Below are 14,740 nucleotides of genomic sequence, written 5' to 3'. Positions count from 1 at the left end.
CACGAAAGAACGGATCAGCGCTTCGGCAGCGCGGCCTCGATCAGGGCCTGCTGCTCGGCGTCGTGCAGCTTCGTCGAGCCGACCGCCGGGGCGGCCGCCGCGGGCCGGGAGATGCGGCGCAGCCCGACGCCCTGCAGGTGCTCCAGGAGGTTGAGGGCGATGAACGACCACGCCCCCTGGTTCGCCGGCTCCTCCTGGACCCAGGCGAAGTCCTCCGCGTCGGGGAACTGGGCCAGGGCCTCGCGCAGCTCCTCGACCGGCATCGGGTAGAGCTGCTCGACCCGGATGATGGCGGTGTCGGTGATGCCGCGCTCGGTGCGGGCCTGCAGCAGGTCGTAGAAGACCTTGCCGGAGCAGAGCAGGACGCGCTTGACGGCGGCGTTGTCCAGCGCCGTGCCCTTGATGCCGGGGTCGCCGAGGACGGTGGCGAAGGTGCCGGTGGTGAAGTCCTCGACCGGGGACACGCACAGCCGGTGCCGCAGCAGCGACTTGGGCGTGAAGACGACGAGCGGCTTCTTCTTCGGCGACAGCGCCTGTCGGCGCAGCAGGTGGAAGTGGTTCGCCGGGGTGGTCGGCACCGCGACCCGCATGTTGTCCTCGGCGCACAGCTGCAGGTAGCGCTCCAGGCGGCCCGACGTGTGGTCGGGGCCCTGGCCCTCGTGCGAGTGCGGCAGGAGCAGCGTCACGGCCGTGCGCTGGCCCCACTTGACCTCGCCGGAGGAGATGAACTCGTCGACGATCGACTGGGCGCCGTTGACGAAGTCGCCGAACTGGGCCTCCCACATGACGAGCGCGTCGGGGTTCTCCACCGAGTAGCCGTACTCGAAGCCCATCGCCGCGAACTCCGACAGCAGGGAGTCGTAGATGAAAAGCTTCGCGTTGCCCGTGATCAGCGCGGACATCGGCATGTAGTCGCCGCCGGTCTCGGCGTCGACGATGCCGGCGTGCCGCTGCACGAAGGTGCCGCGGCGCGAGTCCTGACCGGAGAGGCGGACGGTGACGCCCTGCTCGACCAGCGAGCCGAACGTGATGATCTCGGCGAAGCCCCAGTCGATGTCGCCCTCGGCGGCCATCTTCGCGCGGCGGTCCAGCAGCTGCTGGACGCGCTTGTGCGGGGTGAAGCCGTCGGGGAGCTTGACGTGCGCCTCGCCGATCGCCTGCATGACGGAGGGGTCGATCGCGGTCTCGACCACCGGCTCCGCCTCGGGCTCGCGGAGGCGGGTGAGCCGGGACGCCGGGTTGGAGGAGGCGTCGCGGGTCGCCTTGAACACCGTCTCCAGTTGCTCGTGGTAGTCCTTGAGCAGCGCCTCGGCCTCGGTGATCGGGATGTCGCCGCGGCCGATGAGCTCCTCGGTGTAGATCTTTCGCACCGAGCGCTTCTGGTCGATGATCGCGTACATCAGCGGGTTGGTCATCGACGGGTCGTCGCCCTCGTTGTGCCCGCGCCGGCGGTAGCAGACGAGGTCGATGACGACGTCCTTGTTGAAGGCCTGGCGGTATTCGAAGGCGAGCCGCGCGACGCGGACCACGGCCTCGGGGTCGTCGCCGTTCACGTGGAAGATCGGCGCCTGGATCATGCGGGCGATGTCGGTGGAGTACAGCGACGAGCGCGAGTACTCCGGCGCGGTGGTGAAGCCGACCTGGTTGTTGACCACGACGTGCACGGTGCCGCCGGTGCGGTAGCCGCGCAGCTGCGACAGGTTGAGCGTCTCGGCGACCACGCCCTGGCCGGCGAACGCGGCGTCGCCGTGGATGAGCAGCGGCAGGACCGTGTAGCCCTCGAGCTTGAGGTCGATCGAGTCCTGCTTGGCCCGCACGATGCCTTCGAGGACCGGGTTCACGGCCTCGAGGTGCGACGGGTTCGCGACCACGGAGACGGTCGTGGCGTGCTCGCCGTCGGGGTGCGTGAACTTGCCGGTCATGCCCAGGTGGTACTTGACGTCGCCGGACCCGTGCGCGGACTTGAGGTCCAGGTGCCCCTCGAACTCCGAGAAGATCTTCTCGTAGGGCTTGCCGACGATGTTCGCGAGCACGTTGAGGCGGCCGCGGTGCGCCATGCCGATGACGACCTCGTCGAGGCCGCCCTCGGCGGAGTTCTGCAGGATCTCGTCGAGCAGCGGGATCAGCGACTCGCCACCCTCCAGGGAGAAGCGGCGCTGCCCGACGTACTTGGTCTGCAGGAACGTCTCGAAGGCCTCGGCGGCGTTGAGGCGGTTGAGGATGTGCTTCTGCTCGGCGGTGTCGGGCTTCTCGTACGGCTTCTCGACCCGCTCGGCGACCCAGCGGCGCTCCTCCGGGTCCATGATGTGCATGTACTCGACGCCGACGCGGCGGCAGTAGGAGTCACGCAGGACGCCGAGGACGGCCCGCAGCTTCATCTTCTGCTTGCCGGCGAAGCCGCCGACGGGGAAGACCCGGTCGAGGTCCCACAGCGTCAGCCCGTGCTCGAGCACGTCGAGGTCGGGGTGGCGGCGGATGCGGAATTCGAGGGGGTCGGTGTCGGCCATCAGGTGGCCGCGGACCCGGTAGGCGTGGATCAGCTCGACGACCCGGGCCGCCTTGTCGATCTGGCCTTCGCTGGTGCGGGCGACGTCGCGCACCCAGCGGACCGGCTCGTATGGGATCCGCAGGGCGGTGAAGATCTGGTCGTAGAAGCCGTGCTCGCCGAGCAGCAGTTCGTGCATGACCTTCAGGAACTCCCCGGACTGCGCGCCCTGGATGATCCGGTGGTCATACGTGCTGGTCAGCGTCAGGATCTTGCTGATGCCGAGGTCCGCCAGGGTCTCGTCGGACATGCCGGCGTAGGGCGCCGGGTATTCCATCGCGCCGACGCCGATGATCGTGCCCTGCCCGGCCATGAGCCGCGGCATGGAGTGCACGGTGCCGATGCCGCCGGGGTTGGTCAGCGAGACCGTGGCGCCGCTGTGGTCCTCCATGGTCAGCTCGTTGCGCCGGGCGCGGCGCACGATGTCCTCGTACGCCGACCAGAACTGCCGGAAGTCCATGGTGTCGGCGGCCTTGATGCTCGGCACCACCAGGTTGCGCGAGCCGTCGGGCTTGGTGAGGTCGATCGCGATGCCGAGGTTGACGTGCTCGGGCTGCACCAGGTTGGGCTTGCCGTCGATCTCGGCGAACGAGTTGTTCATCTCAGGGTGCGCGGCGAGCGCCCGGACCATCGCGAAGCCGATCAGGTGCGTGAAGCTGACCTTGCCGCCCCGGCCGCGGGCCAGGTGGTTGTTGATCACGACGCGGTTGTCGGACAGCAGCTTCGCCGGGACGGCGCGGACGCTCGTGGCGGTCGGCACCTCCAGCGAGGCGTCCATGTTCTGCACGATGCGGGCCGCGATGCCCCGCAGCGGGGTGTGCTTGGCGCCACTGCGCGGAGCGGCCGCCGGCTTCGTCGGCGCGGGCTTCTCGGCCGGCCTGGCGACCGGCTTGGCCGCGGCCGGAGCGGGCGCGGCGGCGGGAGCCGCGGCCGGCGCGGTCTTGACGGGAGCGGGCGGAGGCGACGCCGCCGCCTTGGGTGCCGGGGCAGCGGGAGCGGTCACGGCCGCCGGCTCAGCCTGGGCGGGCGCCTCGTCGCCGCTGGGCTTGTAGTCGGCGAAGAAGTCGTGCCACGCGGGGTCCACGCTGGCCGGGTCGGCGAGGTACCTCTGATACATGTCCTCGACGATCCACTCGTTCGGGCCGAAACCCGCCAAGGGGTTCTCCTGCGAGTTGGTCGCTTGGGTCGACACGGCTGCTGATCGCCTCTTCCAAACGGAGTTGCTGGGGTCACGGATCCGCGTCAAGGCTACGCGCTGCCGAACGCCCGTTCGTCGCCGACGCCACCGGAGTGACCATGTCGACGGCGGTATGGGTCCGTCCCATACAGCTGTGGCCGCCATTCGGCGGCCACAGCTGTCCTAGATCTGCCTCAGGAGCACTAGGCGATATCGCGCTTCCGGGTGATCAGCGTGCCGACGGTGCCGAGCACGACGGCCCAGACGATGAGCACGAGCGCACCCGCCCAGCGCGGCGGCAGGTCGGTGTCGCCGAGCTGCGTGGCCAGGCCGCCGACGACGTGCATGGACGCCAGCGGCGGGATGTAGACGGCGCTCTCCAGGACCCAGTCCTTCTTGATCACCAGCTCGTGGATCAGGGTGAGGAAGATGATCGCGGCCCAGGTGCCGACGGTGTACAGGACCGCGGCGGTGATGGTCGCACCGATCTGGCTGCGGATCAGCACGCCCACGCCGATGCCGAAGACCGCCCACAGGACATACACCAGCAGGTTGAGCAGGATGGCCTGCTGTGCCGTCCAGTGCCCGAGGCTGTTGGTGAGGTCCTCGGCGCCGAAGTAGAGCACCCCGCCGACGACCGAGATCGCGGTGGTGATCACCCAGAACAGCACGCCCGCGAGGCCCGCGGTGATGAGTTTCGCGGTGATGACCTTGGTCCGCTTCGGCGTCGCGAGGAACGTCGCGGTCGCGGTCTGGTGGTAGAACTCGTTGGTGATCACCAGGATCGCCAGGAGCATCACCAGCAGCAACCCGAAGAACTGGCCCGAGGTGTAGATGTTCGCGGCGTACTTGGCGACCTGGCCGGCGGCGTGCGCCTTGGCGACCCGGGCCGCCTCCTCCTGCTCGTACTGCCGCTGGCTCGCCTCGAACTCGGCGCGCTGCTCCTCGGTCAGGTTCGGCGGCGGGTCGCCCTGCGAGTAGGCGGTGAAGTGGTTGGTCAGCTCCGACTTGGTCTGCTCGATGTTGATCCAGATGGCGAGGGCGGTGAAGACCAGCGACGTCAGCAGGAAGATCCACCACATGTTCGTGGTGCGCAACTTCAGCAGCTCGCTGCGGATCAACCGGGTCATGCCGTCACCTCCGCTGCGCTCCGGCGCCGGCCTGACCCCAAGCCTGCGCCCATGATGACCAACTCCTCGCTTCGCTGCGGGTCGTTCATCGGATGGTTGCCTTTCCCTGGGTCAGTTCGAGGAAGACGTGCTCCAGGTCGGGCCGTTCGTTGACCAGCTCGTGCAGCTCGATCCCGGCGGTGAGGGCCAGGTGGCCGACGGCCGGGGCGTCGAGTCCGGTGATCACGTGGCTGTCGTTGCCGTTGGGCTGGATCGTGGCGCCGGCCTCGCGCACCGCGGTGACCAGCTCCTGCAGGGCGGGGGTGCGGACCCGGGTGCGCGGCGCGCTGGAGCCGCCGCCGACGATCTGCTCGACCGGGCCCTGGGTGACGAGCTTGCCCGCGGCGATGATGACCACGTCGTCGGCGAGGATCTCCATCTCCGACAGCAGGTGGCTGGAGACCAGCACGGTGCGGCCCTGCTGGGCCAGGCCCTGCAGCAGCCCGCGCATCCAGCGGATGCCCTCCGGGTCCAGGCCGTTGGCGGGCTCGTCGAGGATCAGCACCTGCGGCTCGCCGAGCATCGCCTGGGCGATGCCGAGCCGCTGCTTCATGCCCAGCGAGTAGCCGCGGAACTTGCGCTTCGCGGCCGGGGTCAGCCCGACCAGCTCCAGCATCTTGTCGACCTGCGAGTCGGGGATGCCCGCCGCGGCGGCGACGATGCGCAGGTGGTTGCGCGCGGTGCGGCCCTTGTGCGCGGCCGAGGCCTCCAGGATCGCGCCGGCCAGCCGCAGCGGCTCGGCCACGTCGGAATACCGCCGGCCGCTGATGGTCGCGGACCCCGACGACGGGGTCACCAGATTCAGGATCATGCGAAGCGTGGTGGTCTTGCCGGCGCCGTTGGGGCCGAGGAACCCGGTGACCCGACCCGGCTCGACCACGAACGACAGGTGATCCACGGCCGTGACGTTCTTATAGCGCTTTGTCAGGTCGGAGACCACGATCTGTCCGTTGGACAACGTGCCGCTCCCTCCAAGAGAGTGAAGCCGTCAATATGGCACGTCCCGGCAACCGACGGAGCCCCGCCCCGGCCCTGGATCAAGGCGAGGAAAACTCGCCCATAGCGCACCGTATCCACGTATACACGAAAGGTGGCTTTCAGGATCGCGGTCGTGGCGCTGCTGCTCTTCCCGGCGACAGTGCTGGCAGGGGCGGGGGAGGCCGCCGCGGGCGCGGACGGCACCGTCGTCTACACGCCGGAGGCCGGGTTCTCCGGCGTCGACACGTTCGGCTACGCCGTCTCCGACGGCCGGGGCGGGCTCGGCACCGCGACCGTCATCGTCACCGTCTTCAACCAGGCCCCGGTGGGCGTCGCCGACACGCTGCGCGCCCCCACCGGGAGCGCGGTCGTCGTGCCGGTGCTCACCAACGACACCGACGCCAACGCCGACCCGCTGCGGGCCGTCGCCGCCACCGGCGCCGCGCACGGGACACTGCAGATCGTCGCCGGCACCGTCCGCTACGCACCGATGGCCGGTTACCAGGGCGCCGACGCGTTCACGTACACGCTGAGCGACGGCAACGGGGGGACCGGCACCGCCGCGGTGACCCTGACGGTCGGGGGCGGCGCACCGGTCACCGGCGCGGACAGCGCGACCACCACCGCCGGCGTCGCCGTGACCGTGACGGTGACGGGCAACGACAGCGACCCCGACGGCGACCCGCTCACGGTCACCGGCGTGACCCGGCCGTCCGGCGGCACCGCCACGCTCAACGCCGACGGGACCGTCACCTACTCCCCGGCGGCGGGCCGCAGGGGGACGGACACCTTCACCTACACGCTGCGCGACGGATCCGGCCTCGTGTCGACCGGCACCGTGACCGTGACCGTGACGGTGCCTGCCGCCGGTGGCGCGCCGGTCGTGGTCAGCACGCCGACCGTGACCACGCCGAGCGGCAGCGGGGCGCAGACGATCACGCCGCTGGACAACGTCAAGGACCCCGACGGTGACCCGCTCAAGGTCCTTGCCGTGACCCAGCCGGGCAACGGCACCGCCGTGCTCAACGCCGACGGCACCGTCACCTACACCCCGGACCGGGGCTTCGCCGGCGCGGACACCTTCGGCTACACCGTCACCGACGGCACCACGTCCGTGGCCGGCACCGTCGAGGTGATGGTCGGCTCCGTCGATCTGCCCGTCACCGGCGGCGCGGCGGCGCCGCACGCGATCGCCGGCCTGGTCATGCTGCTCGCCGGCTGGCTGCTTCGGGTCGTCACGCCCTGTCGGCGACCCGGATCACGTGCTTGAGCCCCGACCACACGTCGTCGATCGCGCAGACCTTGACGTCGACCCGGCCGTGCGCGAGGGCGAAGTCGCGGACGTGGTTCTCGTCCAGGTCGGTCGCCAGGCCGGAGGCGCGCTTCGGCCAGGCGACCCACAGCGCGCCGGCCGGTGGCGTCAGCCGGTGCAGCGCCGGCCAGCGCCGCCGCAACCGGGCCTGATCAGGGCAGAAGCAGACGATCACGTCGTAGAGCCCGGGCGCGGTGCGGCGGTGCAGCACCACGTCGGACGGCAGCTCGCGCAGCTCGAACCCGGCCGGAGCCCCGTCGAGCAGCACGCGGTGCCCGGCGCTGACGCCGAGCTTCTTGGGCAGTGGAGTCCCTGAATATCCCGCCATGCCTGACCACGGTAGTCATCGTTCACCCGCCCGCCATGCGGGTAACCAGTCATCGTCAGCCAGCCGCAGGGGTCGAGCCTTACACCGAAAGCATGACGATTCTCGCCGTCGCCGCCGACCCGGTCGGGGTCGACGAAACCGATCGCTACACCCTGCTGGTGGCCACGGACGGTGACCAGGTCCGGGCCGCACAACGGCTCCGCCACGACGTGTTCGCCGGTGAGCTGGGCGCCGCACTGCACTCCGGCACCCCTGGCCTCGACGTCGACGCCTTCGACGAGTACTGCGACCACCTCATCATCCGCGAGGAGCGCACCGGCGACGTCGTCGGCACCTACCGGATGCTGCCGCCGGACCGCGCCGCCGCCGCCGGCGGGCTCTACGCCGACACCGAGTTCGACCTCGCCGGACTGCACCCGCTGCGCGGCGACCTGGTCGAGACCGGCCGCTCCTGCGTGCACCCCGACCACCGCAGCGGTGCGGTGATCAACCTGATGTGGGCCGGGATCGCGCGGTACATGCACCTGCACGGGCACCGCTGGCTCGGCGGCTGCGCGTCGGTGCCGCTCGCCGACGGCGGCGCCACCGCGGCCGGGGTCTGGGACCTGGCGCGGCGCAAACACCTCGTGCCGCCCGCCTGGCGGGTCCGGCCGCGCAATCCCCTTGCGCTGCAGGGGCCCGTGCCGGCGAAGGTGGACGTTCCGGCGCTGCTCAAGGGATACCTGCGGCTCGGTGCCTGGATCGGCGGCGAGCCGGCGCACGACCCGGACTTCGACTGCGCCGACTTCTACGTGCTGCTGTCGCTGGACCGCGTCAACCCGCGGTACATGCGGCACTTCCTCGGCGAATCCCTCGGCCGGGACCTCGGACAGGGGTGACGCCGTGACGGTCGTCGACTCCCTCTGGCTGCCGCGCTCGACCTGCGACGTGAGCTGCCTGCCGGCTCGCTCCGACGAGCACGTCCCGGTCGCGACGATCCTCAAGCGGGTCGTCGTGACCGGGTCGGTCCTGCTCCTCGGGGTCCTCGCGGTGCCGATCCTGGCGCTGCTGCCGCAGCGCGCGCTCATCGTCGTCCAGCGCTACCTGGCCCGCGCGATCCTCGCCGGGCTCGGCATCTCCCACCGCGCGATCGGCCGGATCCCGCAGGGCGGCGCGCTGCTCGTGGCCAACCACGTCTCGTGGCTCGACGTCGTCGTGATCCTGGCGCACGCGCCGGCCAAGCTGCTCGCCAAGCGTGAGGTCCGTGCGTGGCCGCTGATCGGCCGGCTCGCGGCCACGCTCGGCACGGTCTTCGTCGACCGGTCCCGGCCCAAGACCCTCCCGGCGACCGTCGGGCGGATCCGGGCCGAGCTCGCCGCCGGTGGCGTCGTGGCGGTCTTCCCGGAGGGCACCACCTGGTGCGGCCGGATGGGCGGCACGTTCCGGCCGGCGATGTTCCAGGCCGCGGTCGACGCGTCCGCCCCGGTCGTGCCGGTCCGGCTGAACTTCGCCCAGGGCGGGACGCCGTCGACGGTCGCCGCGTTCATCGGCGACGAGACGCTGGTGACCTCGCTGAAGCGGGTCGTCGCGGCCAGGGGGCTGTCGATCGAGCTGCGGGCGCACTCGAAGCTGTATCCCGAACCGTCCTCCTCGCGCAGGCTCCTCGCCCGGGCGGCGACGTCGGTGGTGCTGTAGACGCGACAGTCGCGATGTATCGCGTTTGTCTGCTACCTTCGGTGGCATGACGACGTGGAACATCGCCGAGCCGACGCGGCTCGACCTGAAAGGGGAGGTCAAGGATCTCCAGGTGCGGCTGGTCGGCGGGCGGGTCAACGTCGTCGGCGCCGACGGCCCCCCTCGCGTCGAGGTCTCCGCGATCGGTGAGCGCCCGATCACGGTCACCCTCGACGACGCCGGCGTGCTGCGCGTCTCGCACGGGAACATCCCACGATGGCCCGGCTTCTTCTGGTGGCTCTTCCACAGCCGGTTCAAGGTCGACGTCTCGGTCATGGTGCCGTCGCAGACCCCGGCCTCGCTGCGCGTCGTGTCCGGCTCCGTCATCGTCTCCTCGCTGCGCGACGGCGTCCGGGTCGACACGACCAGCGCCCGCGTCACCCTGCTCGGCCTCGACGGCCGCGTCTCGGCCAAGGTGATCTCCGGCTCAATCGAGGCGCTCACCCTCGACGGCGAGGTCGACCTCGAGACGGTCTCCGGTGAGATCGTCGTGGCCGACTCGACCGCCCACAAGGTCCACGCCCGCGCGGTCTCCGGCTCGATCACCTGCGACCTGGACAACCCGCCGGTCGGCACCGACGTGCGGCTCGACACCGTCTCCGGCGAGATCACCGCCCGGGTCCGCGAGGACAGCGACCTGCGCGTCCACCTCAACGCCGTCTCCGGGCGGGTGGTCAGCGCCTTCCCCGGCCTGGAGCGGGTCGGCCGCAACACGGTCGTCGGACAGCTCGGCGCGGGCACCGGCCGCATCGCCGCCAACGCGACGTCTGGCACGATCACCCTGTTGCGCAGGCCGGTCGACCTGGACGAGGAATCCTCATGAGTGCGGTGTTCAGCCACGGCCGTCTGCGCCTGTACCTGCTGAAGCTGCTCAACGAGGGGCCCCGGCACGGGTATGAGCTGATCCGGCTGCTGGAGAACCGCTTCCACGGTCTCTACGCGCCGTCGGCCGGCACCATCTACCCGCGCCTGCAGCGCATGGAGGCCGACGGGCTCGTCAGCCACACCGCGTCCGGCGGCCGGAAGGTGTACGACATCACCGAGGCCGGACGGGCCGAGCTGACGCAGCGCGCCGCCGAGCTGGAGACCCTCGAGACCGACATCAACGCCTCCCTCGCCGACCTGTCGACCCTCGCCGACGAGGTCGAGCAGGGGGTGCACGGCTCCGTGCGCGACCTGAAGCGGGAGCTGAAGGAGGCCGGCAAGCAGGCCCGCAGCGCGCCCGCCTGGGGCTGGGGCTACCCGCCGCGCCCCGGCGCCACCGGACCGTCCCGGCCCGCGCCCGCGCCCGGCGACGCCGCGGCCGAGCTGGAGGAGAAGGCCGCCCAGCTGCTCGCCGAGGTGCGCAGGCTGGCCCGCGCCGGCCGCGCCGGCCAGGAGACGATGCGTGCCACTCTGGTCGTCCTCGACGGCGCACTGGACCAGGTGCGGCGCCTTCTGCGCTAGCTTTGGGGTGACGGGACGGGTTGCTCAGGAACTTCCCAGGCAACCATCAGCCCCACTCCAGCAGGAGGCGGAAAGATATGCGCATGGGGGTACGAGGCGGCGTCGCACAATCCGGGGGTGCTCCGTCGCCAGGCGTGGCGCAGGCTGAGGCGAAACTGCTCGTGGTGGAGGACGATCCAAATATCCGCGAGCTCCTTTCGGCCAGCCTGCGTTTCGCCGGCTTTGCGGTTGAAGCGGTGACCACCGGTGCCGAGGCGGTCACCGCTGCCCGCGAAGCCAAGCCCGACCTGGTCGTCCTCGACGTGATGCTGCCCGACCTCGACGGCTTCGAGGTCATCCGGCGGCTCCGCGAGGGCGGCGTCCGGCTGCCGGTCGTGTTCCTCACGGCCCGCGACGGCACCGAGGACAAGGTCCGCGGGCTCACCCTCGGCGGCGACGACTATGTCACCAAGCCGTTCAGCCTGGAGGAGCTCACCGCGCGCATCCGCGCCGTGCTGCGCCGCACCGCCGGCGACCCGGGGCCGAACCGGCTGGTCTTCCAGGACCTGGAGCTCGACGAGGAGACCCACGAGGTGTCCCGCGCCGGGCAGACGATCGCCCTGTCGCCGACCGAGTTCAAGCTGCTGCGGTATCTCATGCTCAACGCGGGGCGCGTGCTGTCCAAGGCGCAGATCCTCGACTTCGTGTGGAACTACGACTTCCGCGGCGACGACAGCATCGTGGAGTCGTACATCTCCTATCTGCGGCGCAAGGTGGACATCGCCGAGCCGCGCCTGATCCACACCCTGCGCGGCGTGGGCTACGTCCTGCGCCTGCCCGTCTGAGGCCCGCCGATGGTGCGGTTCATCGCCGACGTGCCGCTGCGGGTCAAGCTGATCGCGGCCGTCCTCACGCTCGTCACCATGGCGCTGCTGGTCATCGGCGTCGCCAGCGCCCTGGTCATGAAGAGCAGCATGTTCGACAAGGTCGACCAGCAGCTGCGCACCATGGCCGAGACCGTCGACCTCAGCCGGCTCGCCACCACCACCAGCAGCACCGACTCGATCCTGCAGAGCAACTACTACATCGCCTGGGTCACCCAGCTGGGCTCCGGCAAACTCGTGACCGGCGTCGTCGGCACCCGTGAGCAGGCCGACGCGCCACCGATCCCGGACACCGTCGAGATGCTCGAGTCGCGGCTGGGCGTGCCCTACACGGCGACGACCGCGAAGACCCACGAGCGCTGGCGGATCCTGATCATCGATCGCGGGGAGACACTGCTGCTCGTCGCCGAAAGCCTGTCGATGGTCGACAGCGCAGTCGACGAGCTCGTCGCCGCGGAGCTGTTCGTCGGCGCCGGCGTCCTCGTCGTCCTCGCCGCCGTCGGCGTCGCCATCGTCCGGGCCAGCCTCCAGCCGCTGCGCGAGATCGAGCGCACCGCCGCCGCCATCGCCGCGGGCGACCTCACCCGGCGCGTGCCGGAGAGCCCGCCGGAGACGGAGATGGGCCACCTCGCCGCCGCGCTGAATGCCATGCTCGCCCAGATCGAGGGCGCCTTCAGGCTGCGTGAGGCGTCCGAGGACCGCATGCGGCAGTTCATCGCCGACGCCTCCCACGAGCTGCGGACCCCGCTGACCACGATCCGGGGGTTCGCCGAGCTGTACCGCCAGGGCGCCGCCCGCCAGCCGGAGGAGACCGGGGCGCTGCTGCGGCGCATCGAGGACGAGGCGGCGCGCATGGGCCTGCTCGTCGAGGACCTCCTCATGCTCGCCCGCCTCGACCAGGAGCGCCCCCTGGCCCTGGCCGACATGGACCTGCGCGTCATCGCCAGCGACGCGGTCGCCGCCGCCCGCGCCGTCGCCCCCGACCGCGACGTCCACCTGGAGATCGAGCGCGACGAGCCCATCGAGGTCCACGGCGACGAGTCCCGCCTGCGCCAGGTCGTCGGCAACCTCATGACCAACGCGCTCACCCACACCCCGGCCGGCACCCCCGTCTCGCTGCGCCTGCGCCGCGACGGCACCGACGCCCTCATCGAGGTCGCCGACCACGGCCCGGGCCTCACCGACGAGCAGGCCGCCCGCGTTTTCGAGCGCTTCTACCGCGTCGACAAGGCCCGCACCCGCAGCAAGGCCAGCGGCTCGCACAGCGGCAGCGGCCTGGGCCTGGCGATCGTCGCCGCCCTCGTCGCCGTGCACTCCGGCACCGTCTCCGTCTTCGTCACCCCCGGCGGCGGCGCCACCTTCCAGGTCCGCCTGCCTCTCACAGGCGGTTCCCAGGCCGCGGTCAGTGGTTTGCAAGCTGCCGTAGCCAAGCTCAAGTCATGAGCGAACAGCAGCAGGGATGGGCGCCGGACCCAGCCGACGAGCAGGGTCGGGCGTCGAGCCCGGCCGCCCAGCCAACCAGCACCCCGCCGGCGAGCACCCCGCCGGCCACCGCCCCCACCGACGTGTGGGCCTCGTCCGCCGCGCCTACCGCCCCGCTCGGCTCCGCGCCGGTCGACGCGCCGGCCGCCCTGCCGGGCTCGCCGGCCGCCGACGCCGCTGCCGGGTCCATGCCGTTGAGCGCCGCGCCGCTCGGCTCCGGGGAGGACGGCCCGCGGGGCACGCAGGGGGATCTGCCGGGCATGCCGGCTGGCTCGCCTGCCGCCGTGGCGCACGACCACCCTGTGCGCGCCGACGGTGTGCACGCCTGGCCGATGAACCCGGCCGACCCGATCAGCCCGGCCGCCCCCGCCATCGCCGCCGGCAACGTCCAGGACACGACCCGCACCTGGCCGACCGCGCCGCCCGCCGCTCACGACTTCCGGCCGGCGCAGCACGCGCAGCCGGCGCAGCACGCGCAGCCGACACAGCACGCGCAGCCGACACAGCACGCGCAGCCGACACAGCATGCGCAGCATGCGCAGCACGCGCAGCACGCGCAGCCGCCGCGGGACTTCCGGGTCGCCGGGCAGGGCAGCGGGCCCGCCGTCGGAGGACCCATCCAGACCTGGCCCACGTCACAGCAGCCCGGCGGCCTCCACGCCGTAGGGCAGGCTCCGCACGTCGGCAACCCCGACGCTCCCGCACAGGGTCACCGGCCCTTCGTGGACGGCCCGATCCAGACCTGGCCCACGGTGCAGCAGCCCGGCGCAGCACAGCCCCCGCGGGGCTGGGCGGCCGCAATGAGCGGCGCCGGGATGAGTGCGGGGCAGGAGCAGCCGCACCTGCCGACGGCGCAGTTGCCGCCGCACGTGCCGCACATGCAGCGGCCCCCGCAGTGGGCGCAGCAGCCGCAGCCGGGGTCGGTGTTCGTGGCGCCGGCGGTGCGCAGGCGGAGCAGGGTCGGGCTGGCCGTGGCGGGGATCGTCGCGGCGGTCGGGCTGTCGGCGGTGTCGGCGTTCGGTGGCGGGCTCGCGGCCCTGGAGCTGCGGCCCGGGACCTCCGACACGGTGGTGAGCGCGACCAACTCCTCGGGCTCCGGCACGCAAGCGACCACGACCCTTCCCGACGTCGCGGCGCAGGTGCTGCCCAGCGTCGTGTCGATCAGCACCGGCAACGCGGTCGGCTCGGGCGTCGTCATCACCGACGACGGGGCGATCCTCACCAACAACCACGTGGTGGCGACCGCTCGTGGCACGACGGTGCAGGTGACGTTCTCCAACGGCCAGACCGCGCAGGCGAAGATCGTCGGCACCGAGCCGAGCAGCGACCTCGCCGTGGTCAAGATCGTGGGTGGTGGCACGTACACGCCGCTCGCATTCGGTGACAGCTCGTCCGTGAAGGTCGGTGACACGGTCCTCGCCGTGGGCAGCCCGCTCGGCCTCGACGGGTCCGTCACCGCGGGCATCGTGAGCGCCGTCAACCGTACGATCGACGAGGGTCAGGACGGCCAGTCCGCGGCCGCGAAGATCACCGGCGCGATCCAGACCGACGCCGCGATCAACCCCGGCAACTCCGGCGGCGCCCTGGTCAACACCGCGGGTCAGCTGGTCGGGATCAACACCGCGATCGCGACCTCGGGCAACACCGCCGGCAACATCGGCGTCGGCTTCGCCATCAGCAGCAACACCGCCAAGACCGTCGCCCAGCGGCTGCTGAGCTGACCGTCA

Annotated in this window: 12 protein-coding genes; 8 read left to right on the top strand and 4 right to left on the bottom strand. The window is 71.5% G+C overall.

The genetic code is table 11. The features are described 5' to 3' along the window. Positions 1–14 precede the first annotated feature (14 nt). From ABZS58_RS22410 to ABZS58_RS22400, 3 genes are all read right to left on the bottom strand, one after another. A complete protein-coding gene (locus tag ABZS58_RS22410; RefSeq protein ID WP_354784356.1) occupies positions 15–3,737 on the bottom strand; it encodes a multifunctional oxoglutarate decarboxylase/oxoglutarate dehydrogenase thiamine pyrophosphate-binding subunit/dihydrolipoyllysine-residue succinyltransferase subunit in 3,723 nt (1,240 codons plus the stop codon). Between the two features lie 188 nt (positions 3,738–3,925). Then, complete coding sequence (locus ABZS58_RS22405; RefSeq protein ID WP_354784354.1) at positions 3,926–4,852, bottom strand: ABC transporter permease subunit; 927 nt, start codon at positions 4,850–4,852, stop codon at positions 3,926–3,928. 85 nt (positions 4,853–4,937) lie between these two features. Beyond that, the gene (locus ABZS58_RS22400; protein WP_354784352.1) at positions 4,938–5,849 is read right to left on the bottom strand and encodes an ABC transporter ATP-binding protein; all 912 of its coding nucleotides are present in this window, start codon (positions 5,847–5,849) and stop codon (positions 4,938–4,940) included. Positions 5,850–5,981: 132 nt separating this feature from the next. Here ABZS58_RS22400 and ABZS58_RS22395 point away from each other — a divergent pair, with 132 nt between their 5' ends. After that, positions 5,982–7,139 (top strand): Ig-like domain-containing protein, encoded by a 1,158-nt coding sequence (locus ABZS58_RS22395; RefSeq protein WP_354784350.1) that lies wholly within the window; start codon positions 5,982–5,984, stop codon positions 7,137–7,139. Here ABZS58_RS22395 and ABZS58_RS22390 read toward each other — a convergent pair. Then, positions 7,105–7,509 carry a DUF3052 domain-containing protein gene (locus ABZS58_RS22390; RefSeq protein ID WP_354784348.1) on the bottom strand — a complete coding sequence of 135 codons (405 nt, stop codon included), beginning with the start codon at positions 7,507–7,509 and terminating at the stop codon, positions 7,105–7,107. The genes ABZS58_RS22395 and ABZS58_RS22390 overlap by 35 nt on opposite strands. Before the next feature lie 92 nt (positions 7,510–7,601). Here ABZS58_RS22390 and ABZS58_RS22385 point away from each other — a divergent pair, with 92 nt between their 5' ends. The 7 genes from ABZS58_RS22385 (at position 7,602) to ABZS58_RS22355 (ending at position 14,734) form a co-directional block, all read left to right on the top strand. After that, positions 7,602–8,387, top strand: a complete 786-nt coding sequence (locus ABZS58_RS22385; RefSeq protein ID WP_354784346.1) for a GNAT family N-acyltransferase — start codon at positions 7,602–7,604, stop codon at positions 8,385–8,387. Positions 8,388–8,391: 4 nt separating this feature from the next. Continuing rightward, positions 8,392–9,183, top strand: a complete 792-nt coding sequence (locus ABZS58_RS22380) for a lysophospholipid acyltransferase family protein (RefSeq protein ID WP_354784345.1) — start codon at positions 8,392–8,394, stop codon at positions 9,181–9,183. A 46-nt stretch (positions 9,184–9,229) separates the two neighbouring features. Continuing rightward, positions 9,230–10,045, top strand: coding sequence for a DUF4097 family beta strand repeat-containing protein (locus tag ABZS58_RS22375; RefSeq protein ID WP_354784343.1), 816 nt, complete (start codon positions 9,230–9,232; stop codon positions 10,043–10,045). Beyond that, a complete protein-coding gene (locus ABZS58_RS22370) occupies positions 10,042–10,668 on the top strand; it encodes a PadR family transcriptional regulator (RefSeq protein ID WP_354784341.1) in 627 nt (208 codons plus the stop codon). Before ABZS58_RS22375 ends, ABZS58_RS22370 begins: the two co-directional genes overlap by 4 nt. A gap of 83 nt (positions 10,669–10,751) precedes the next feature. Further along, entirely contained in the window at positions 10,752–11,492 is a 741-nt protein-coding gene (locus ABZS58_RS22365; RefSeq protein ID WP_354784339.1) for a response regulator transcription factor, read from the top strand. A gap of 9 nt (positions 11,493–11,501) precedes the next feature. After that, a complete protein-coding gene (locus ABZS58_RS22360; RefSeq protein ID WP_354784337.1) occupies positions 11,502–12,974 on the top strand; it encodes an ATP-binding protein in 1,473 nt (490 codons plus the stop codon). Further along, positions 12,971–14,734, top strand: coding sequence for a trypsin-like peptidase domain-containing protein (locus ABZS58_RS22355; protein ID WP_354784335.1), 1,764 nt, complete (start codon positions 12,971–12,973; stop codon positions 14,732–14,734). Before ABZS58_RS22360 ends, ABZS58_RS22355 begins: the two co-directional genes overlap by 4 nt. Positions 14,735–14,740: the final 6 nt, after the last annotated feature.

This window comes from Dactylosporangium sp. NPDC005555 (genome assembly GCF_040605635.1).
Lineage (GTDB): Bacteria > Actinomycetota > Actinomycetes > Mycobacteriales > Micromonosporaceae > Dactylosporangium.
Note: the sequence above shows the minus strand (reverse complement) of the source record. Positions and strands in the feature narration are given on the sequence as shown.